This is a genomic window from Helicobacter rappini, assembly GCF_900198625.1.
In the GTDB taxonomy this organism is placed as follows: Bacteria; Campylobacterota; Campylobacteria; order Campylobacterales; family Helicobacteraceae; genus Helicobacter_A; species Helicobacter_A rappini.
Window position 1 is genome coordinate 40715 of the sequence record NZ_FZPK01000010.1, and the last position, 23457, is coordinate 64171.

19 protein-coding genes are annotated in these 23457 nt (G+C 34.8%); 10 read left to right on the forward strand and 9 right to left on the reverse strand.

Features of this window, described 5'->3' with window-relative positions; translation table 11 throughout:
- The first annotated feature begins 3 nt into the window (after positions 1 to 3).
- The 4 genes from C6H17_RS02780 to C6H17_RS02795 all read left to right on the forward strand — a co-directional run bounded on the left by C6H17_RS02780 (position 4) and on the right by C6H17_RS02795 (position 7038).
- Positions 4 to 1236: a hypothetical protein gene (locus C6H17_RS02780; protein ID WP_005217306.1), complete on the forward strand. Its 1233-nt coding sequence runs from the start codon at positions 4 to 6 to the stop codon at positions 1234 to 1236.
- Between the two features lie 283 nt (positions 1237 to 1519).
- Positions 1520 to 3550, forward strand: coding sequence for an FUSC family protein (locus C6H17_RS02785; RefSeq protein WP_223808302.1), 2031 nt, complete (start codon positions 1520 to 1522; stop codon positions 3548 to 3550).
- A gap of 409 nt (positions 3551 to 3959) precedes the next feature.
- Entirely contained in the window at positions 3960 to 5273 is a 1314-nt protein-coding gene (locus tag C6H17_RS02790) for a radical SAM/SPASM domain-containing protein (RefSeq protein ID WP_005217301.1), read from the forward strand.
- Between the two features lie 214 nt (positions 5274 to 5487).
- Positions 5488 to 7038 carry a flagellin A gene (locus tag C6H17_RS02795; RefSeq protein ID WP_005217299.1) on the forward strand — a complete coding sequence of 517 codons (1551 nt, stop codon included), beginning with the start codon at positions 5488 to 5490 and terminating at the stop codon, positions 7036 to 7038.
- Positions 7039 to 7649: 611 nt separating this feature from the next.
- Here the strand turns inward: C6H17_RS02795 and C6H17_RS02805 are convergent.
- The 3 genes from C6H17_RS02805 to C6H17_RS02815 form a co-directional block, all read right to left on the reverse strand.
- The gene (locus tag C6H17_RS02805; protein ID WP_005217297.1) at positions 7650 to 7910 is read right to left on the reverse strand and encodes a hypothetical protein; all 261 of its coding nucleotides are present in this window, start codon (positions 7908 to 7910) and stop codon (positions 7650 to 7652) included.
- Between the two features lie 11 nt (positions 7911 to 7921).
- Complete coding sequence (locus C6H17_RS02810) at positions 7922 to 9712, reverse strand: hypothetical protein (protein WP_005217295.1); 1791 nt, start codon at positions 9710 to 9712, stop codon at positions 7922 to 7924.
- A gap of 291 nt (positions 9713 to 10003) precedes the next feature.
- The gene (locus C6H17_RS02815; RefSeq protein WP_020995377.1) at positions 10004 to 10285 is read right to left on the reverse strand and encodes a TM2 domain-containing protein; all 282 of its coding nucleotides are present in this window, start codon (positions 10283 to 10285) and stop codon (positions 10004 to 10006) included.
- 170 nt (positions 10286 to 10455) lie between these two features.
- Between C6H17_RS02815 and C6H17_RS12090 the strand changes: the two genes are divergently transcribed.
- Complete coding sequence (locus tag C6H17_RS12090) at positions 10456 to 10620, forward strand: hypothetical protein (RefSeq protein ID WP_155243494.1); 165 nt, start codon at positions 10456 to 10458, stop codon at positions 10618 to 10620.
- 368 nt (positions 10621 to 10988) lie between these two features.
- Here C6H17_RS12090 and C6H17_RS02820 read toward each other — a convergent pair whose 3' ends face one another.
- The 3 genes from C6H17_RS02820 to C6H17_RS02830 all read right to left on the reverse strand — a co-directional run bounded on the left by C6H17_RS02820 (position 10989) and on the right by C6H17_RS02830 (position 13850).
- Positions 10989 to 11669: a hypothetical protein gene (locus C6H17_RS02820; RefSeq protein ID WP_005217292.1), complete on the reverse strand. Its 681-nt coding sequence runs from the start codon at positions 11667 to 11669 to the stop codon at positions 10989 to 10991.
- A gap of 54 nt (positions 11670 to 11723) precedes the next feature.
- Entirely contained in the window at positions 11724 to 12533 is an 810-nt protein-coding gene (locus C6H17_RS12780; protein ID WP_004085965.1) for an LPP20 family lipoprotein, read from the reverse strand.
- Positions 12534 to 12695: 162 nt separating this feature from the next.
- Positions 12696 to 13850 (reverse strand): aminotransferase class I/II-fold pyridoxal phosphate-dependent enzyme, encoded by a 1155-nt coding sequence (locus tag C6H17_RS02830; protein ID WP_005217284.1) that lies wholly within the window; start codon positions 13848 to 13850, stop codon positions 12696 to 12698.
- Positions 13851 to 13936: 86 nt separating this feature from the next.
- Here C6H17_RS02830 and C6H17_RS02835 point away from each other — a divergent pair, with 86 nt between their 5' ends.
- Entirely contained in the window at positions 13937 to 15223 is a 1287-nt protein-coding gene (locus C6H17_RS02835) for an adenosylmethionine--8-amino-7-oxononanoate transaminase (RefSeq protein ID WP_005217282.1), read from the forward strand.
- 182 nt (positions 15224 to 15405) lie between these two features.
- The gene (locus C6H17_RS02840; protein WP_005217280.1) at positions 15406 to 16092 is read left to right on the forward strand and encodes an endonuclease; all 687 of its coding nucleotides are present in this window, start codon (positions 15406 to 15408) and stop codon (positions 16090 to 16092) included.
- 343 nt (positions 16093 to 16435) lie between these two features.
- On the opposite strand, the gene C6H17_RS02845 is transcribed toward C6H17_RS02840, so the two are convergent.
- The 3 genes from C6H17_RS02845 to C6H17_RS02855 all read right to left on the reverse strand — a co-directional run bounded on the left by C6H17_RS02845 (position 16436) and on the right by C6H17_RS02855 (position 18882).
- The gene (locus C6H17_RS02845) at positions 16436 to 16948 is read right to left on the reverse strand and encodes a toxin-antitoxin system YwqK family antitoxin (RefSeq protein WP_005217278.1); all 513 of its coding nucleotides are present in this window, start codon (positions 16946 to 16948) and stop codon (positions 16436 to 16438) included.
- Between the two features lie 39 nt (positions 16949 to 16987).
- Entirely contained in the window at positions 16988 to 17641 is a 654-nt protein-coding gene (locus C6H17_RS02850; RefSeq protein ID WP_005217276.1) for a metallophosphoesterase family protein, read from the reverse strand.
- A gap of 68 nt (positions 17642 to 17709) precedes the next feature.
- Positions 17710 to 18882 (reverse strand): phospholipase A, encoded by a 1173-nt coding sequence (locus tag C6H17_RS02855; protein ID WP_020995375.1) that lies wholly within the window; start codon positions 18880 to 18882, stop codon positions 17710 to 17712.
- A gap of 372 nt (positions 18883 to 19254) precedes the next feature.
- On the opposite strand from C6H17_RS02855, the gene C6H17_RS02860 reads away from it, so the two are divergent.
- The 3 genes from C6H17_RS02860 to C6H17_RS13390 form a co-directional block, all read left to right on the forward strand.
- Complete coding sequence (locus C6H17_RS02860) at positions 19255 to 19800, forward strand: hypothetical protein (RefSeq protein WP_005217273.1); 546 nt, start codon at positions 19255 to 19257, stop codon at positions 19798 to 19800.
- A gap of 281 nt (positions 19801 to 20081) precedes the next feature.
- Positions 20082 to 21911, forward strand: a complete 1830-nt coding sequence (locus C6H17_RS02865; RefSeq protein ID WP_418904707.1) for a GTPase — start codon at positions 20082 to 20084, stop codon at positions 21909 to 21911.
- Positions 21912 to 22045: 134 nt separating this feature from the next.
- A partial coding sequence (locus C6H17_RS13390; RefSeq protein WP_104731328.1) for a cache domain-containing protein occupies positions 22046 to 23457 on the forward strand: 1412 nt, incomplete at its 3' end.

The following is a 23457-nucleotide window of genomic DNA, read 5'->3' on the forward strand; positions in this document are numbered from 1 at the left end:
AAGATGACAAAAAAAATAATGGGTTCGGTTGTTTTAGCAGGACTTTTGGTAAGTGCAGCTCAAGCAGTTGAGGTAACACCTTTTGGTAAAGTGGGCGTTATGGGTAACTTTGGCTTTGGTGATGCAAATACATTAGCTGGTCAAAGCCTTACAGGATATGTTGGCGTTGTAGGACAGGTGGGCGTAGATTTTAACTTTAGCGGATTTAAGCTTGGTCTTGGTGCTATGGCAGGTTATGCACCACTTACAATTGGTGCTGGTGGTGATTTTACAAATAACGCATTTGTTGGTCATGGCGGTAAGCTTTTTGCAAGTCCTTATGTGGATCTCTCTGATCTTTATGTGGGCTATCAAGGCTCTGGGCTAGATTTTGCACTCGGTCGATATAATGCAAGTAAGATTCTAGCGACAGCAGAGTGGATTGGCGGACATAATCAAGGTTTTGCCCTTGCGTATCAATCTCAATATTTTGGAATCTGGGGAACATGGGTTAATGACTGGTTACGCGATGGATACAATGCAAGCGCTAGTCTAAAATCTGGTGCTGATGGACGCTATGGTATGGATATTTCTGGTTTTGGTAAATATCCATCAAGCTGGAATAACTTTGGATTCAACAATGAGTTATTCGCACTCGGTTTGGATTTCAAATTTGGTGAGCATGTAAGCCTTAGCCCTTACGCACAATACTGGTCAAAAGTAGGCAATCACGATGTATTGCAGGCTGGAGCGCGTGCTATCTTTGATTTTGATTTGGGTGCGGTAAAATCTACTACGACACTTCGTGGTTTATGGTCGCATTTCTTTGCTAGTGGTGCAAATGGCTTCATGTGGCAAGTTGATGAAGAGTTGCTTTTTGTTGATATGATTAAGCTTGGTGGTGGTTATTTAAGCATTGGTAATCTTAGCTTGAATGGCACAACGCTTGTTGATAGGACAAGATTCTATGGACAATATCTCTATCCTATGAATGGATATAATGGCACTGGACTTGCAAATCGTGGCTATTTAAATGCTGGTGTAGATACATGGTATGTATTTACAGGATTAAAACTTGGTGAAACACTTGATTTTGATGTGCTTTATGCTGGTGGCGATTACAAAGAATTCTCTGCTATCATCAACTACAACATTTTAAGCAGTGGCAACCTTGTATGGTCTGTTGGCGGTGGTTTTGTAAGCAATGGCTTTGGTAATGCAAACTCTGGTTTAGCTTTCACAAAGCTTAAATTCTAAAAACATAAATATTCAAAAAATCCAAGCTTTATTCCTTGCTTAAATGCAAGGTTTGGGGTAATATCAAGTTAGACTATTCAGTAAACCTGAAATTTTGTGAGTAATGCCTTGAAGCATATATCACAAAACACAATTAAACTCCCTTTATCAATACATTTTTCACTTTTAAATCACTTTGTATGCCATAATGATAAATTAGTATAATAAGATTCTCTATTAAAATAAAACATTATTCAAAAAGGAAAAAGGGTTGAATTTCTATCATAATTACATAAAAAAATACATGCAAATATATGATCCCGGCTATCTTAGCTTTATGTATGCCCTAAAAGCTATGGTAGCTATTAGTATCAGTGCTTTTACACATTATATGCTTTTTGGACAGCAGGTCTTAATCTGGGCTACTATGACACCTATCCAAGTATTTTTGCTCAATGCAACACTTAGTCAGCAAGCTGATAGAAAGACACATTTACTAGGCTTTGCAGTGTGTTCTACTATTGCTGTTGGCTTTTTTACCATACTTGCAGAAAAGGCATTAAATGGGGAGCATAGCTTGCAAGATATTTTATGGCTTGCCCTGCCTGTGCTGCTTTTAAGCTTTGGTGTCGGCATGTCTAGGGCGCATTCTATTGATTTGTATCGTATGTTTATCCCTGTTGTGGTTAATTCTTTAGTGGCAGCGGTATATGTGGATTCCCATGTGATTTTGCCTATTTATCAAAGCATGTTTGTTGTGTTTAGTGGGGCTATGATTGGCATTGTTATAGGCTTTTTGCTTTTAAATAATCCGGGAAATTATGGTAAATATACGCAAGTGTATTATCCTGCTGTGCTTAATCATTTGCAAAATATGGTGAAAAATCTCAATTCACAGAGTGAATTTAACCGCTATAAAGACTTAACTTTTTCGCTCATTCACAATATTAAGCAAACCTTGCATACAAAATCAAGTCTTTATAATGATAACTACATGATTAAAAACATTAAAAGAGCGATATTTTATATTTATAGAATCGAAGATATTTATCTTATAATAAATCTTTTGCCAAACTATAAAATCGCAAAAAAATATCCATTGCTGATACATGAAATCATTGAAAATCTTAATAGTCTAAGTAAAATTTTTAGCGGTAAAGTCCCAAATATAGAAAGACAACAAGTAGATAAAGTCCTTAGTATAGAAAATGCAAATGAGGTTGAGAAAGCACTGCAAAATATCTTAAGGATTCTCTACTATAAAATGGAATCTTTTTGTCGTGTGGGGAAGAATCCAGACCCAGCCTTTAATCCACCTGCAAAAAAGAGCTTCAAAAATATCCCTAAAGCCTTTGATTATAATAATATTACTTTTAGATTCAGTGTGAAATACTCTATTGCTATTGGTATGTCGCTTATCTTTGCTACGCTTTTGCATATTAATCGTGGGATTTGGATTAGCATGGGGGTTGTAAGTGTGGTGCGTCCTTCAATTGGCGGTATGCAAAAGGTGAGTTTTGAGTATTTTTTTAGTGCTGTTGTTGGCATTGGGGTTGGGGTAGCAATCTCTGTGTTTTCAAATGCGTATGTGTTTTATTTGCTTTTTGGTTTGCTTGTATTTTTAGTGGTGTATTTACGCGTATTTCCATTTTGGCTATGGTCTGGTTTTATGATGTGCCTTTTTGTTATGATGTATTCTATTATGTATGAAGACTTTTTGTTATATGTGCTTGATAGATTGGTTGATATTGGCATTGGGGTTGTGTTTGCTGTGATTGTGTTTCGCGTGGTATTTCCGCGTTTTGCACATAATCTTTTAAAGCCCCTGCTTATAAAGCAAGTGGAATTACTCAAAGATATATGCACACTTGTAATGGAATCTAATAAAGATATAAAGCCACTTGATAGCAATATGATACAAACAAAATATGCAGAGTTTTTGCATAATGTCGAGGAGCTAAAAAATCATTTAAGAGATTCTAAGAGTGAAAGGGCAGAGGCTAGTAATCAAATCGTTGTGTATGGCTTTGATTTAATCAATGTTTTAGAATCTTTAATCATTAAGGTAAATGAAATCGCACAGATTTATTCAACAAGTGATTATGATAAGGATATGAAAGAGATTTATGCAAATGATATTCGTGTATTGCAGGAGAGATTCTTAATGATTGAGAATCTTTTAGCAAATAAAGAGACAGATTTTAGCTTTGATGAAAACAATGTCTTTTTAGGTAAGCAACACACGCATTTTGCTTGGACTACACACGAAATATTTCAAAGTCAAAATAAGCTTTTTAATCTTTTAAACGAAAAACATATCAGTGCGCCGGAGTAGATTGTTAGGGAATTGCTAGACATTTAATTGTAAGCAAGGAATTCTAAGTCGGTTTGATAATATTCTCAACTCGCATACCATGAATGATATTAACATGCAAATTTATAGTTAATTTGCTTTAATTATAGCTACTCGTTTTAACATAAAAATACTACTGATTTTAAATATCTATGATTGTTGTGTATTGACAAATTACATAAAAAACCTTGACAAATTGTTTTTTTTTTTTTGTATTATTCAACAAATCGTTTATAAAGGATTGCAAATGCAGCAAAAGAAAATTGTTATTAAGCTAAAGATGACTAAAACAAGAAATGATATTAGTGTTATTAGACAGAGAAGCCAATGTAGAACTACTCATAAGCGACAGGATTGTTAGCGTGTTCTGCTGAATTTTAGGATAATTAATATGAGAGCAATTGATGCAGAAACTATTGAACTTGTGGAGACAGAAAGAATTAATTTTCCTAATTTTATACATAAGAAGGTTTTAAATAAAAATCTACTGATTGCCCCAGAGTATCCCACTTGGATAGTTTTAGATGATGATGAATACGACATGTTTCGTATCTTGTGTGAACATACAATAGAAGAATCTCTTGCTATTTACAGAAAAAATATACACGCACAAGATCCTTATTCTATAAGAATGAGTGTGCTTGAGAAAATTTTTAATAACAATTTTTATAGGGAAGGATTTGCACGAACTCAAAATGAAGAGATAATGGATAATATACAAAAATCCATACATATTAATGTGATAAATGATTGCAATATGCGTTGTAAGCATTGTTTTATAAATGCGGGAAGAGTGGAAAAGCAACAGATAGATATCGAAAATATCTTAGCAAAAGTGAGAGACATTACAATAATAAATGGCTATACATCAGTAACAATATCTGGTGGCGAGCCATTACTGCATAAAAATATTTTTTCACTTCTTGAGGGATTGCGTGGTCATAAGGTGTCATTATTTACTAATGGGATTTTAATTAATGAATCCATTATCGATAAACTTCAACCTTTGGTTTCAAATATACAAATTAGCATGGAAGGCATATCGGCGGAAAAATATGAGCAAAATAGAGGATATGGCAATTACAAAAAAGTCTTACAGGCAATTAATCTTATTAAAGCTAAAAATATACCTCTTTATTTAGCAGTTACCATTCTCCCAGACACATTGTTGGATATTGAAGAAAATCTTGTTGATTTTGTAAAAATGCTTGATTATAAGAATATGCAGATAAGACTGAATAATGAAATAGAAATGTCTGGTGCTGCACTTCATGAGCTTGACTTAAGAAATTACGATATGCAACATTCCAATATTGTTGTCTTTAATTTGATGAAAAAACTAGGGAAGCTAGGTTTTGCAGTAGAATCTTCAAAAGTTAAAAACATACGATTTAAAAATTGCGGGATAGGAACGAGTATTGTAATAGATTCTGATGGCAAGATATATCCTTGTAGTTATTTCTCTTCTTATCATATCCCATATACTGCAAGTGCCAAACACATTATTAAGGAATTTAATACAATCAACAACAACACTTCGATAGAACATATAGAAAAATGCAAAGATTGCGAACTAAAATATATATGCTCAGGCGGATGCAAAATAAACAATTTAGTGAAAAATAAAAACATGATTTTTACTTCTTGCAATGATGATTTTAAACAAAAACAGCTAGAAAAACTTGTGAATAGTGAGTTGTTATAATATATTCACAATGTTTGCAAGTCGATATGCTGCTAGAGTCTCATGTTATACAAGTTATTTTTTAATCTTTTGAATACATGAGACAAACCTTCACAATAAAATAAATCATAATCTGTAAAAAAAATACTTTAAAGTTTTAAAAATCTGTCGATATGAGAGTAACAAGCAAGGATGCTTGGGATATTTTTACAATATTAATCACAAGGAGTGAAAAATGGCTTTTCAAGTCAATACTAATATTAATGCGTTGAATGCGCATGTGCAGAATGTTGTTACCCAAAGAGGTTTGAAAGATTCTTTGGAAAAGTTAAGTTCAGGTTTGAGAATCAACAAGGCAGCAGATGATGCGTCTGGTATGATCATTGCAGATAGCTTGAGAGGTCAAGCGAGTGCATTAGGTCAGGCTATTGCAAACACAAATGATGCTATGGGGATTATCCAAATTGCTGATAAAGCGATGGACGAGCAGCTTAAAATTCTTGACACTGTGAAAGTGAAAGCTACACAAGCAGCACAAGATGGACAAACTACTGAATCAAGAAGAGCTATTCAGTCAGATATCGTGCGCCTTATCCAAGGTCTTGATATGATTGGAAATACTACTTCTTTCAATGGTCAGAAGTTGCTATCTGGTTCTTTCACAAATAAGGAATTCCAAGTTGGTGCCTATTCAAATGAATCTATTAAAGCTTCAATTGGTGCAACAACAAGTGATAAAATCGGGCAAGTAAGGATTATGACAGGTGGGCTAATTACAGCGTCTGGCACTGTTAGCACAGTTTTCAAAAATGTTGATGGTGTGAATGATGTGAAGTTGCAGTCTGTTAAAATCTCTACAAGCGTTGGCACAGGTATTGGTGTGTTAGCTGAAGTTATCAATAAAAGTTCAGATAAAACAGGCATCCGTGCGGTAGCAAATGTTATCTCAACTTCTGATGAAGCGGTAAAATCAGGGACAATGTCAAATGTTATTATTAATGGCATTACGCTTGGTGATATCAATGACATTAAAGCTGGTGACTCTGATGGTCGTTTGGTGCAAGCATTCAATGCTTCTACAAACCAAACAGGCGTTGAGGCTTTTACTGATGAAAGAGGTCGTTTAACATTGCGAAGTGTTGATGGTCGTGGTATCAAACTTTCTATTGGTAAAAACGAAAAAGGTCAAAATGGTAAAGTGCCAGAAGTAGCGGTAAAATCTATGAATGGTGGTCAAAAGCTTGAAGGTAAAGGTTCTGAAAACTATGGACGATTATCTCTTAGCAGACTAGATTCTAGAGATATTATCGTAATGTCTGGGACTGATGCTAAAAACACTTACAAGGCTTTAGGTTTTGACAACAAAGATGTTGCTAAAACTGTTGTGAATTTGCGTGATACTATGGGTGCATTTAACAAAGATGTTAAAAGTGCTGCTGGTGCGAATTTCAATAAAGTTGTTGCAAGTGGTGGTGCAGAGCTTGGTGCTGGTGTTACTACTTTGCGTGGTGCGATGGTTGTTATGGATATTGCTGAATCTGCGACTAAGATTCTAGATAGAATCCGTGCGGATTTAGGTTCTGTTCAAGGGCAAATGATTTCAACTGTGAATAACATTTCTGTAACACAAGTAAATGTTAAAGCAGCTGAAAGCAATATTAGAGAAGTGGATTTCGCTCAAGAGTCTGCAAACTTTAATAAACTTAATATCCTAGCACAATCTGGTAGCTATGCGATGAGTCAAGCAAACGCTGTGCAACAAAACATTTTAAGACTTTTAAGCTAGTCTTACACTTGTTTGTCTGCTCATAGCAAGCAGTAATTCCAAGTTTTACGCCTCCTTGCTCTCCCCTTATCTTAATGGATTTGGGGGTGGCTTGGTAACTTTCTTTATTTAATAGAATCTACTTTTTATTACTTCATTATTTTCATTCAAGTTTTTTTTATATTTACAGGCAAAGGCATATATTTTTAGTATTACAAATAAAGGGCTTATATACATACTAAGCTAAATCAATCTTTTTAGATTCTATGCTAGATTTTTCGCTACGCTCAAAATGACAACCCAATGGTTTGGAATCTAGATTCTAATCCAAATGGGTGGGTGCAGGGTGTAAGAGTGCAAACTTTATAGAAACTAGATTCTAATCCTTGTCATGTTGAGGCGTGTGCTGAAACATCTAATATGGAATCATTAAAAGATATTTCGCCTTTTCGTAATGCTCAACATGACAAGAAACTAGAATCTAGTAAAGATTTAAAGTTATTTGGATTAATGGCAAGATGATAAAAAAAGGGGAGTTATAAATCTTAATACACATGCTTTAGGCTTAGGTTGAAGTATGCGTATTTGTGAAGATTTGTATTAGAATTTTTAAAGTGAAAAACAATCAAGCCTTATTGGGATTTAAGCCAATTATAAAAATCTTCAAAGTCATCAAATAAAAGCTTTACTTTATTGCTTTCAGTATTTGGGCGTTTTTTATCATCAAACTTTCTTTTTAGCTCCCCAATCTCTTTAAACTCATCGGTTTGTGAGAGTGCCTCTGCTTCTTCTTCGGTTATATTTAGTCGTTTTGAAACGATTTGCTTTCCACGCTCAAAGTGTGTATCACTTACGATTTTAACATATTGCTTAATCAATTCTTGTGTATCCATGGTTTTGCTCCTTAGTTTAGTTTTACTTCAAGCTTTTTGAGTGTTTTTGCATCCACTTTTTCCTTGCACTTTTTTCTGCCGCTTTTAAACATTTTTTTATCACATCGTTCATACTCCTTAATGTGGTTTTCAAATATGGGTGCAATATCCTTATTTGCATCATTTATGAAAGTTTGCAACTTGGCTTCATCTTTATACCAAGGGTTTTTAATGGTGCTTTCATAATCTGTATAAGGATATTTTTTCTCCATTGTAGCCCATTCTTTCATCAAAATTGTATCAACAACACGCTCAATCTCGATGCCATAAAGAGAGCGATAACGCCAATTTTCTTCAAATACTCTTTCTTGTCTATATGATACTTCCTTATCAAGTGTTTCTTTTAAGGCACACCATGCTAATTGTTTATATAGTGGTGTATTTTCTATTTCAGCTTTTGTGGTATAAGAGTTGCCATCATAGTCATAATATTTTTTATCTAAAAGTTCTGCGTATTCTCCACCTGACATACATTTATCAAATTTGTCATCATCTGTAAATGCTTGGTCTTTAAATACAAATGCTTTTAATGCTTCTATTCTAGCAAGTTCATCTGCCTTCTGTGCTTCTATTCTAGCAAACTCATCATTCACACATTGCACTAGTTTTTTGTATAGTGGTTCTTCGCTTATCTTGTAGTCATTGTCTTCATAATATTTTTTATCTAAAAGTTCTGCATATTCTCCACCCAATAAAGTCGCTTCATTTTTTGCTCCATCATCACTTAGACTCATACATTTATTAAAATAATGAGATAGTTTCTCTTTGTCTTCGTTATATGCGATGTCTCCACTTTTAAATATAAACTCTCTTAACAACTCAATCTTTTCAAGCTTATCTGCTTCTTGTTGTTTCTTTACTGCCTCTTCGTATTCTTTAGCACTTAAATAGACTTTTTTATCTTTTAGTAGCTCTTCTAGCGTTTTAAGATTTGTTTCCATAGATTCATAGAGAAATGAAAAATGACTTATCTCTTTATTATAAAAATATAAAAAATTACCAACGCTAGGCACTGCAGGAAGACCAAAATCATTATCAAGATACTTACCGCTTACCAGCCAGATATAGAATAATCCTTTAGTGATTCTATCCATTCCGGGTTTATTATAGTCTTTAATCACGCCTAGTTTAGCATATCTATTAAACTTTTCCCATAGTGTATCTGCTAATTGATAAAGCTCTTTGTTGTATGTATCATCTTCATCTGTTTTCATTCCCTCTAGTTTCCATCTCTCTAGTTCCCATTTGACTATATCTCTATTTATCTCTAGCTCTAAAGTAGCAAGAGATTTGATACATTTCTGCTCAGTGGGAGTATAGTCTTGCTTATAAGCAGTGTAATCTTCATATGCAGTGTATGACATCCCTAAGATATCTTTCTTTCTTACTTCTTTTGTTCTTTTTTCTGTGATAAAAGTCCCGCAGACTTGTTTTACGCGTTTTTCTAATTCTTCGTATCCAAGCCAAAAATTAGGGTTATCATAAAAAATAACCTGAGAATAATGTCTATAATCTATTTCTCCCCAGCCACCATTTGAGTCACCTCCCTTTAATCCACTTTCATATAAAAGTGGGGTCAACGCCACTTTAAATAAAAGCTTAGAAGTCTCACTCTTTAACCCAAATTCTTGTATTTCTAAAGCCATTTTAGAATCAAAATTTTTCTCAATAAATGCTGCCTTATTCTTAAAATACTCACTATCAGCCTCATCACCATAAACCACACATACACATAGCCATAATGTCAATATAAACTTTTTCATACTTTTCTCATCTCTTTTATATCTGTCAAACTCAATGCTTAAAATTTACTATATTTGCTATTTAGCCTTATTATAAGCTTTGCTTTATAGAATCTACTTGCCTTGCATTCTTTATCATAATGCTAATAGGCACAAGAAAACGCTAATGAAGTGTATTCCCCCACTCTCTTATACATATCTTTGAAAACCCTGCAAAAGAGCTTTCAAAGATATGGTAGAAGAATCAAATTCTCCTGCATTTTCCACATAAACGCACCACTTTCACACTCGCTAGGAAGCTCTTAAAGTAGATTAAGAATTAGCCGTAGCCACAGCCATAAGCTCAAGTGATTCTATATGCTTATTATTTGAGTTAATCCCCATAGGCACAATAAACCAATCAATAACATACCAAATCCCAAGCCCACCAAGCGTAAAAAGCTTAAGCAAACCTAGTCCTATCTCGCCTTTGTAGAATCTATCTATACCCCAAAATCCAAGAAAGAAACTTAAGAAAAACCCAAGTAAAGGCGATTTCTTTTTCCCTGCTTTTTGGACAATCGCATTTGCTGCGATACCTTTTGTATCTGCCATAACAACTCCTTGTAAAATATTCTGCAATCAATGCAGAATGAAACCCTACAAAAAAAAAACAAATAGTAAATAAATAGAAAACATACAGAAATATTTTTTAAATTATAAATCTTTATACATATTTTGCTTTACATAAGGTTTTATGCGTTCTAGTAGTTTTTGTATTTATTTTGGATTCTATAAAAGATATTTCATGCTTACGCACTCGCACGAGCAAAGCTCTTGCCCACACTTGCAAATATGATACAACCTTAGATTCCAAACCATTGGGTTGTCATTTTGAGCGTAGCGAAACATCTAGCATAGAATCAAAATATTGCTATATTGCACCCTAAACCCTGCACCCACCCAAAGGCTTGGAATCTAAAAATGATATTTCACCTTTTCGTAATGCTCAATATAACAATAAACAAAACTTATATTCCATACATTACAGAATCTAAAAGTCCATAAATCCATTAAATCCAAGATTCCATAAATAAAACAAACTATTTTTAGGATTATTGGCTTTTTAGACATTTTGTTTTGTTTGGAGACTTAATGCAATATGAAGCTAGAATCTACGCACTACACTCCAAAACCCTGTGTCATCAACTTAGATGGTATGCAAAATCCAAGTTTCCAAACATTATTAAGCCTTAGATATGTTTAAGAAATGAGTAGAGAATCTCACAACAAACGAGATTCCATAACAAAAGAGAAATTATTGCGGGAGTTTGAGTGTGTTTTGCACGCCATTATCTGGCGATAAAGGTGTATAGTCATCAACCCCAATGGTTACTCCTGTGGACATATTTTTAAACAAAGTGTGGCCCGGCTTTCTTTCATAGTAAATCATTTCACCTGATTGTTGGAATCTTTGCACCGAAACTCCATTGGGACCTACTTGCTTCCCTTTGCCGCCAAATATATCTCGTCCAAATAGAATGTCTTCAAATAAATCACCATAGCTCACTTTCCCAAAAAACTTCTTAGAGATAGGCCATTTATAGCTGCATTCTGTAAGCACACACATTCTCCCTGCTTTAATGCGGATACTGCCAATAGTCTGTGCGTATTTAAAAAGCTCTAACTTCACAAGTCCGCTTTTATAGGTATTAAGCCTCCCATAGTCATAAAACTTGAAAGGTGCGGTATTAATGTAAAGCAGCTTTACATTGCTTGTGATAAGGTTTTGTGGCTCTTGCTCTTGCGGTGTAAATACATTTTCAGCTTGTGCGTTTGCACTGCCACCATTCATCATAGGGTCATAAATGCCATCTGGATTCTTTGGATTAGTAAGCTCTTTGTCGCTTTTCCACGAACACGCCGCTATAAAAAATCCCAAAATACATACACTAAAACCCTTAGCGATATAGGCAAAACCGCTTTGCAATTTACACATTCTAAACCTTTTTATTTTTTGCATTCTGTAATATTAGCACATTCTATGTGAAAATTAACCATTATTCAAAACACGATGCCAGATTCTACCATCAAGTTTTACTTCCATATTTACTTGACACAAGCCATCTTTATATGCTGTTTCTGTGATTTCTGCATTTTTAATTAAAGCTTGCACTCTGCCTTTGATAGTTGAGTTTTGTGCGATTGCATCACGGATTGTATCGTTTGCGTTGATTCTGATACCATACATTTTTTCACCGATTTGCCTATACGCATCTACGATTGCTGCACGCTTTGCTAATGCTAGGGCTTGTGCTGGAGATACCGTAGATTCTGGAGCTACACCCATACCAACCGCTTGAATCTCAATAATATTATTTGGTGTTAGTAATGGAGAGTTTTGAATCCCAACAGATATATCACTATCGCTTGCCCCTTTTCTCATATCACTAAAGTTATTTGCATTTGATCTATCAAAGCCTTGCTCATAACCACCACTACCACTTCTTGTATTGCGTGAATAATCACCTCTATCATAGCGAGGTGCTGGATTATAATCATATTGTGATGGTGGGACTGCTGGTCCTGCTTGCATTGGATATGCGGTTTGCACTGATGGAGCTGCTACTGGTGGTGTTGTAGGCTGTGCTACAATGCCGCTATTGCCAACAGGGGCTGAAGCCATAAGGCTAGGATTAGCATTATAACCCACAGGTGGGTAAGTAGGCACAGATAAAGGTGCTAAAGCTGGACCTGCTGCAGGTGGAACTAAAGCTGCATTATCTACACTTGAACCGCTATCTACACAACCAGTTAAAAGAGCTACAGAAATAACTGAAGCCGCCAAAATTGTCTTTTTCATATAATGTCCTTATTAAAAGAGTATTTGTGCAAACCTTGCACTTGACATGTATGAAGCAAAAGGTGTGCCAAAATAAAATTTTCTATAAAAGTATAAAAAATATTTTGGATTTTTTGTATAAGATGCGCATTTTAGGGTGTGTTGTATGTGTTATAATGTGAATTAGATTCTATTAGCATTTAATGTAGAGACAAGCTCTATCATCATTTCTTCTTGCATGTTACTTGTGAGAGAGATTCTAAGTCGTGCTGTGTTTGGTGGGACACTTGGGGTTTTAATCGCTGGGGCAAAAAAGCCTTTATGACTAAGTTTATCGGCAAGTAAAAGGGCATTTTCATTTGTATGGGCTATGAGTGATAGTATCTGTGCTTCACCCATTAATCTTATATTATATTTCGCACACTCTTTGCGTAATAGCTCACTTAGATTTAATAGATGTTTTCTTCTATTTTGCATGGATTTAAGCTTTTGAAATACAAAAAGATTCCATGCTACATTTATAGGTGCGATGGCAGTTGAGTAGATAAAGCCCCTTGCTTTATTAATAAAAAAGTCTTTGAGATGAGTTGAGCAAATCATACACGCCCCAAAAGACCCAATCGCCTTACCAAAAGTATAGACTAAAAAATCAATAGAATTTTCATAGCCTAGACTAGCTAAACCCAGTCCATTTTCACCAAATACCCCAACGCTATGGGCTTCATCAAGATATAGCATAACATTACTATATTGCTGTTTAAACGCACAGAGAGAATCTAGCTGTGCTAAGTCGCCATCCATGCTAAAAAGCCCCTCACTCACAATAATAATGCTTTCATATTGATTATGTGTCTTTTCTAAAATACTTGCAAGAGATTGCATATCATTATGAGTGTATCGCATAAAGCGTTTTCCACCAAGCCTTAAGCCATCGATAATGCTTGCATGCACGAATTTATCCACGACAAACAATACATTACTAAACTCGCTTAGGGCTTGCATACAGGATATATTAAGATGATAGCCGCTATTAAAGAGTAGGCAAGATTTATTGCTAAATTGTGCGGCGATATAGTCTTCTAACTGCGTAAAGATTCTATAATTTCCACTTAGACTACGCGATGAAGTGCCACCTAAAAGTAAGCTTTCTTTATCTATTGTATCAAAAAACTCTTCTCTTAACTCCCTATCAGTGGCAATACCTAAATAATCATTGCTAGAGAGATTTAGCAATCTTTTATTATCTTTTATGATATATATGCCATCGTGCTGTATATCTTGCAGTGTGCGTAGATTGTTATCATCTTTTAGGGCTTGTAGTATTTTTGTAGCCTGCATTCTTTTCCTTTTTATTGGCATTGCAAAAAATGCGATTTTTAGTTACTATTTTACTATAAAGAGATGATTTTATATAAAGGTATTTCATGCAAAATGATAATTTAGCCATGCTTGATTTAGCACATATTTGGCATCCATGCACGCAGATGAAAGACCATGAGAAATTACCCATTATCCCTATAAAAAGGGCAAAGGGAATCTATCTGTATGACTTTAATGATAAAAGCTATATTGATTGTGTGAGTAGCTGGTGGGTGAATCTCTTTGGACATTGTAATGACTATATTAATGCAGCGATAAAAGAGCAGCTTGATAATTTAGAGCATGTAATTCTAGCTGGATTTAGCCACGAGCCTATTATCAATCTATCTAAGCGGCTTTGTGATATGTTACCACAACCACTTAATAAATGCTTTTATGCGGATAATGGATCATCTGCTATTGAAGTAGCATTGAAGATGAGTTTTCATTATTTTCGTAATCTTAATATTAATCGCAATCTTTTTCTCTCACTCACAAACTCATATCATGGCGAGACAATAGGGACATTAAGCGTTGGTGATGTAGCTTTGTATAAAGAGACTTATGCCCCGCTTTTATTAGAATCTTTACGCACAGAAGTCCCAGAAACGCAATTTGGCGATTACTCTCATGCACTAGAATCGCTAGAAAAGATTCTAAAAGAGTATGGCGATAGAATCTGTGCGTTTATCTTAGAGCCTTTAATCCAGTGTGCAGGTAATATGCACATGTATAATAAAGACTATATTAAAGATTCGATAGCTTTATGCAGGAAGTATGGAATCCAAATCATTTTTGATGAAATAGCCGTTGGCTTTGGTCGCACAGGAAGCATGTTTGCACTAGAGCAATGCGATGTTGTGCCAGATTATCTATGCTTATCAAAGGGTATTAGTGGTGGATATATGCCACTTTCAGTTGTGATTACTTCAGATTCTATATATGATGTTTTTTATGCGCCATATAGCACATATAAGGCGTTTTTACACTCACATAGCTATACAGGTAACACACTTGCATGTGCGGCGGCAAATGCGGTGCTTGATATCTTTCAGCAGGAAAATATCATTGAGAAAAATAAGCAATTAAGTCTATTTATGAAAAAGGAATTTGAGATTCTAAAAGATTCTTCTAAAGTAGTCAATATGCGAATATGCGGTATGGTTATAGCCTTTGATGTTATTACAGATAAAGAGCGACCAAATATATTGATCTTTGAAGAGGGCTTAAAAAGGGGCTTACTACTTCGCCCACTTGGGAATACAATCTACTTTATGCCCCCTTATGTTATCACGCAAGATTCTATAAGCTATGTTGTGAAATGCTTGAGAGAGATTGTTGAGCTGTTGTAAAGGCTTAGAACCCCTTAATTGATGGCAGTAATCTTTGAGGTGATTTGTGATTCTTAGAATCTTTTAGTGTTGTAGTCAATGTTTTGCAACAAGTTTTATATGTTTTATAAAAATATGAAAGGTATTTTGTGCGTAGATTAAAAACTATAAGTATTGCTTCTCTGCTAACCTTATTTGCTTACTTGCTTTTTGATGGATTAAATCCACCGCAAACATTCCGCGAGACTAAAGAGATATTGACAAAGATATGGGAATCTAAAGGTTTTACAACCGAGTTTTATTGCAAAGCACCCTTTCAAATCACAGACAATGGTATAAGGCTAATAGAATCTCCACACTACACCCCCAGAAAGCCACTCACAAAGAAAAAGGCAATTAATGAACGCACACAAAATATTGAGTTTGAGCATATCATGCCAGCCCATAATTTTGGACATCATCTCCCATGTTGGCAAAAAGGCGGCAGAAAAGCATGCAGGGATGATAAAACCTTTAATCTCATGGAAGCAGACCCAAGAAACCTTGTCCCAGCAATCGGCGAAATAAATGCAGACAGAAGCAACTTTAGATATGCAGAAGCCCCACGATATATAGTCTATAATCAATATGGAAATTGCAAGGTTTATACTGACTTTAAAGCAAAGAGATTCTATCCTGCAAACTATTCTAAAGGGCTTATCGCCCGCACATATCTTTACATGAGTGAAACTTATAATATCCGCTTAAGCGATCAAGAGAGAAAACTCATGGAAGCATGGGATAAAATGTATCCAAAAGATGAGTATGAAAAAGCAAGGGATAGTGCCATCGCTCAAATACCTTTATGGAAAATGTTTTATAAAGCACAGAGTCTAATCACAAGAATCTAAAATCTGTTTAGATTCTATAAATTTTCGTGTTATGAAACTTCTTTGTGCTGCCTAGCATTATAGTTTAAGTTGCATATAATTCTATCGCTTAAGATTTGAAAGCCTCTAAGCTCAAAGTCAAACTAGAAACTAAAAATTAGGCAAACATATTTCATGTAAAAATCTGAAGAAAGCAGCTGAAGTTTCACTTGTCTCCAGAGTCGATATTTCTTCATCTGTTAGTGTTTTGCTATTATGACACTTTCCGCTTAATATTATGCATTTTACAATAACTCTTTTAGATTAAAGCCATAAAGATTCTAAGATTAGAATCTAGCAAGTGTTAAGACTTTAAAATCATAAATTATTTAGAATCGCTTTTAAGGCATATTTCTTTTAAATAGATAATTGCTCTTTCGATGAAGCCGTCTCTACGCATCTCTTTTAATTCTTTGTCTGTTAAGACTTTGTTATTAAAGCATTTACCGCTTATGAACTTATGATTCTCTGCTTTAATTAAGGCTAATAGCTTTTTATCTTCTGTGTAGAGTTTCATGTCCCCATTTACGCCATTGTTGTTAAATGGTATTTCTACCTTTAGATTCCCATTTTCATAATACTCTTTTACTATACCTTCTCTTTTGCCATTTTTATATGGTTCTTCTGATTCTAGATTCCCATTCCTATAATACCACTTTGTCATACCTTCTCTTTTGCCATTTTTATATGGTATTTCTTCCCAAAGTTTCCCATTGGAATGATAATCTCTCTTTACACAACCGCTTATTTTATCCGCTTCGGTTTTACACTCTTTTAGTGTATCTGCATATAAAGTAGAAAGTGAGAGAAAAGCTATAAACGCATTTTTTAGTAACATAACTGCCCCTTTTATTAAGATAAAGATTCTAAAAAGCTATTAAAAATGTGCCCATGAAGAGAGAATATCGCGCAATCTTTTAGGGCGGAATGAGAGTCTTTCTGTGCTAGCATTAATGCAGTAATCTTGCACACTATCTCTTGAGTGTATATGTCCGTGGATATTGACTTCACATTTTGCCAAAGAAAAAGCATAGTCGATAATATCCCTTGCTTTATGATATTTATCATTTCTTTTTCTCTCGCCAACGGGAAAATGGCTAAACATAATCCGCACATTATTCACATCAACGATTAAGCCTGTGGCATAGGGATTTTTTAGCTCATCACCCCACTTTTTTTTCATTGCCTTTTTTAGCATATCTTTTTCTGGAATCTTAAATTTAATCTTTTTTATCACACGCCAATCTTTTAGCTTTTGATATTTACCCATATCATTATTGCCTACAACAAGCATTTTTTCACCATTGAGTTTAGGCAAAATGCTATCACCATCGCCAAAGTATAAATCCCCTAAATGCAACACACTATCATTCACACTCACGACTTCATTCCACCAATTTAAACTTAAATCATCAAAGCTTTTATAATGCGTGTTATTCAGTGTAATCACTCTTAAAGGCTCTTTTACAAGCACATGTTTATGTCCAAAATGCGTATCAGAAATAATAAAAGTATCAAGTGATATTTGCATGTTTTGCCTTTATCTTGTTTTCTAATCTTAGCATATTTTAGAAACTATAAGCAACAATCTTGTATCACCTATCTCACAAAACGCACACCAATGCCTATTCTATGTCCTATTTTATCATATTCATAAAGATAATCCCCATAGCCAACAAAATATTGCATATAAACTCCATAATATGGATTAAGCTTATAAGTATAGCTTAGCCGCAAACCACCATGTAAGCTATCAATCTTTTTTCCGGGCTGAAAATATCGTAATAAGCCCGTTATAGTCGCATCGGCTAAATGCTTGTTATAACGCATAAATATTTTTATCTCAAGGCTTCCTAAGTATTTATATATAAATGGATTCTCGGGATAGAATCTCACAGGGGCAAATGCCTCCATATCAACACCCCAATGCTTTGTCGTCCATCTAGCTTTAAATATCCATCTATCACTACCCCGACTTCTATCAGCTGCCCCACCATGCTCTATATTTATCTCGCCATTGCTAATATGCCTCCAACCAGTTGTAAGCTCTGTGAGTGTGCCACCCCAAAATACTACATTCATAGGATAGGTAAAGAGAAATTCAGGTTGAAAGTCATTGTCTCTTACCGGCGAACTTGCCTTTTCATTAAACACTTGAAAAAAGAAAGTATCTGTAAAAGCAAAATATAAGATTCCACCGCTTTTAAAAATATTCCTTGACAAAGGGACTCTAAAGCTTATCTGTCCTTTAAGCTCATTTGGTATATGGCGTGGATTTTCCATAGGTGTGAAATTGTAAAGATATATGAAATAAGTATCACGCCAATCTTCAACGCTTAAAAGGGCTTTTGTGGTCAGTGGTGCTGGGATTGCATCGGGGATTTCTGCGGTATTTATCGTGCCAAATAGCTCATCTTTTGACTTTTTATCTAAAAGTGGGTATTCATGGGTTTCTTCTTTTTTCATATTGTTGTTTCGCTGTGATTGCATATTGTGTGTTGTGTCTTTTTGTGCGGAGTTAGAATCTAGATTTTGTTTTGTGTTTGCTGCGTATTTGTTGGAATCTAGATTCTTGTCATATCGAGTGTGTAAGCACAAAATATCTTTTTTAGATTCTAAAGTTTGAGATACTTCGGCTAACGCCTCAGTATGACAAGCGGTTGTTTTAGAATCTAGACTTTCTACTTCTTGTTTCTTAGAATCTGTCTTTGCGTTGAGTATTGTTAATGCGTAGGCAGTAAATACTAACATCATAAAACGACATATTTTCATTGCTTACCTTTCTTAAACTTCATCATTGCATGTTGCTTTAACTTTTAGAAATCAAATTTTGCGAAATTATTTTATTCATATCATTTATTGACATAGTAAATTACATGCGACAATGATATACAACACACTATTAAATGTTACAAAATAATACATTTTTGTTTAGATTCCTTAGCTTTGCATACTTGAAAGTTCTTTTGTTTGTGTGAAACATAAGATAAAAGATACAAAATGTAAGCCAAAATAGACATAGCAGTCATATCGTCATTTTTTGTTTCTTTACTTTATGTTTGCCTTAATGAGACGATATAGTTGTATAATTGTGCATTCAATCTTAAGCATTGAATAAATGTTACACAATGAAAGGATAAAGAGATGAAAATTACAAAATGTGTGAAAGCAGCAGTTTTAGCAAGTGTTCTTGCAGCAGGTAGTGCGCAAGCATTGCCATTTATATCACCAGAAGCTGGTGGTATCGTAGGGACTAGCTTTGATAGTGCAAAAAGTGGAAAATTTGATGGCGACACAAATATCACTTATGGTGCGTATGCAAGATTATGGTTAAAGCCGGGATCATTCCGCATTGCACCTTTTATTAAATGGGAAAATATCACAGGAATTACTCAAAACAATGCGGTTAATACAATCATCAATGGTGGCGATAGAAACAACAACCTACAATATGGTGCAGTATTGGGGCTTGAGTTTTTCTATCTTACTCCTTATGTAGGTGTTGCGTATTCTCAATTTACAGATGCGACAATCTCAAATACTTGGGCGTTAAACTATGGTTTGAAGTTTAAGATTCCAATTTTACCTTTAGCAATCGGTATTGATGCGTCTTGGCAAAAACCAAAAGTGCTAAATTCTGTTGAATTGGATATGCATAGAATAGGCGTTACACTAGGTCTTCATTTCTAATTTAACATAACTCCATTTAAACCTTAACATAGCCCTAAATTTTTGGGGCTATCCCACAAACTCACATATAAGATACCATTATGAAAAAAGATACAAACAATAAAAGCAAATATCGTAAAAAGAGTCAAACTAGTCTATTGGGACTTGGTAAAAAATATATAAAAGATTCTAATGCTATCACGCAAGACACAAAACAGCGTGGCAAAAAACATATAGAATCTAAAGAAAACACACAAGATTCTATACAAATAGAGATAAAGCCTATCGCAAGTGTAGCAATCATGGGCAGACCAAATGTCGGCAAAAGCTCACTTTTTAATCGGTTAAATCAAAAGAATATCGCCATAACCTCACATATAAGCGGCAGCACAAGGGATATTAACAAAAGAGATTTAAGGCTTAATAACTTTGATATTACACTCATTGACACAGGTGGGCTTGAAGTCTTAGCACATAGACTAAAAGAGTTTTACAAACAAAATAAAGCTACAAAGTCTCAAACAATAGCCCCAAGCACAAAAGACATACATGATATAAATCGTAGCAATAAAAGAGAACAAGCCGTAATTGCTACCCAGCTAAAAGAACACATCGCCTTTCACTCATACAAAGTCGTTGCGACAAGCGATATTATTTTATACATGGTTGATGGAAGCAATATTGTCGCTGATGAAGATATTAGAATCTTTAGAGAGTTAAGCAAGCAAAAACCCCTTTTACTCGTGCTAAATAAAGTCGATAACGATAAAATCGCTATGCAGGCAAATGATTTTATGGCATTTGGTGTGCCCTATATCACAATCTCTGTGGCACATAATAGAGGCATTACAAAGCTTTTATCAAGCATTGAAAACATGATACAAGAACTTATAGATTCTAAAAAGATAAAAGCACAAAAGACTTTAAAAACACTTGATTTTTTAGATTATTTTGACGATACAGAAAGCATTCTTACTTTTGAAGATGAAGAGCTAGATTCTAATCCCACTTTAAAAAGTCGCACTAATTCTAAAACACAAGCTACACAGAATCTAGATTCTAATCCTTGTCATGTTGAGCGTAGCGAAACATCTAGTATAGAATCTTTAAAAGATATTTCACTTAATACGCAATGCGATAATAATTCAGATTCTATACCTTTAAAAGCTGATATGGAATCTAAATCACAAAATAATGAGTTTCTAGATTCTATAAATGAAACTTCGCAGGATATAGAATCTTTAAGCACCATATCTAATCAAATAGACACAACACAAAATACAGACAACACTATCTCAATAGGCATTATCGGTCGCCCAAATGTCGGCAAAAGCTCTCTACTAAACGCACTCACAAATACAAACAGATCTCTTGTATCAAACATCGCAGGGACGACCATTGACCCCGTTGATGAGCATATTATGTATAATGGCTATAATCTTACATTTGTAGATACCGCAGGGATTCGCAGACGCAGTAAGATTGAAGGGATAGAGAAATACGCCCTTGATAGAACGCAAAAAATGCTACAAGAATGCGATATTGCCCTGCTTGTGCTTGATTGCAGCACGGAGTTTGTGGAGCTTGATGAAAAGATTAGCTCTATTGCAAGTAGTAATGGGCTAGGCGTTATCGTAGTGTTTCATAAATGGGATATACGCAGCAAAGAGTTTGATAGTCGCCTTGAAGTTTATAAGAGAAAATTCAAGTTTTTAGAATATGCCCCAATTATCACCGCTTCAAGCACAACGCATAGACACATCAAAGAATTAAAGCAAAAGATTATAGAAGTCTATCAGCACTTTAGCCTTAGAATCCCAACTGCAAAGCTTAATACCTGCATACAAAATGCACTTAAAAAGCACCCCATACCAAGCGATCATGGCAAGATTGTGAGAATCTATTATGCAACGCAGTTTGATTCTAAACCACCAAAAATAGCCCTTATTATGAATAGACCAAATGCCCTGCATTTTAGCTATAAACGCTATCTTATCAATACCTTGCGACAACATTTTGGCTTTCTTGGCACACCAATCATGATTGAAGCACGAAGCAAAAAGACAAGGGATTTGAGCGAGACTGGTGAGACATTCGATAGTGAAGCAATAAATAAAGACAATGATGATTAAATCTTGATTATTTTTAACAATGTATAGTTTCGGACTATATTTTTGTGTTATTACCATATACACGCATTAATGCAGTTCTACAAATTACTTGCATTTACACAAAATAATTTATTTCTACATACTTAGGAGCTTTCATGATAAAAAGCATTAAAACAAAAATCGCATGTTTAGTCGGTGCGTTAATGGTGATCGCATTGCTTGGTATCGGGTTAATCACTTTCTTTGTTACTCGTAGCAATACGCTAGAGTTAGCCGCACATACACAAGCAAATAATGTAAAAATGGCAGATGCAATTATTGCTGATTTTATGACGACTAATTTCAAAGCTACACAAGAGCTTGGCAATATGATTCTAGAAATGCCTTATGAAAAGTTAGCCACACAAGAAGCAGTGATGGAAAATGTAGGACCGCTTCTTCGTTCATTTCGCATTGGCGGTAACTTTATGAGTGCTGGTATAGGCAGAGAAAATGGGGAGCTTATAGTCAGCGATACAGAATCTGATAAGGAAAAAATCAGCCATTATTCCTATGGTAAAGCACATAACTATGATGTGCGAACGCGTGATTGGTATATTGAAGCCAAAAAGCAAAATGGCATATACATTAGCCCTGCTTATGAGGATACTTTAACCCACCTACCATGCTTTACCTTTGCATATCCGCTTTACAAAGATGGTAAGTTTATCGGCATACTTTCACTCGATCTTATGCTAGAGCAGCTACAAGACCATTTTAACGCTATCCCTGTGAATGTATTTGCCCTTGATTCCATACATGTGCCTTTTGCAGCATCGAATAAAGAAATCTTGCTAAAAGAAAATGGGAATTTCAAAGCATTATATGCAGAAACCGCAAAACAAGGAAACTATAAAAATATTCTCTTTGACTATATAAGCAATAACAAAACAGAACGCAAAATGGCAACCTGTAATCACGCAAGCGTGCAAGGACAAGCGTATTCAGTATGCACACTTGAAGATTTAAGTATGATACAAAAGCCAATTTGGGATATGGCTGCATTGCAAAGCATACTCGTTGTTTTAATGTCAGCAATAAGCGTGATCGTGCTATTTGTGGTGCTTTATATCTACCTTAAGCCAGTTGAAACTATCAAAAAAAGCTTACTCACATTTTTTGCATTTTTAAACCACGAGGTAAAAACCGCACCAAAGCCCCTGCATATTACAACCCATGATGAGCTAGGAGAGATGGCTCACGCCATAAACGAAAACATAGAAAAAACAAAGCTAGGTTTAGAGCAAGATTCTAAAGCAGTAGCTCAAGCCGTAGAAACCGCTAAAACAATAGAAGCAGGTGATTTTAGAGCAAGAATCACAGAAACACCACATAATCCACAATTAAATGAGTTAAAAAATGTATTAAATCATATGCTAGATGATTTAGAGAAAAAGATAGGTAGTGATACAAACGAGATAGCAAGAGTATTTGATAGCTATGTCAATCTTGACTTTACCACAGAAGTAAGAGATGCAAATGGTAGAGTAGAAGTAGTAACCAATACACTAGGTGAAGAAATAAGAAA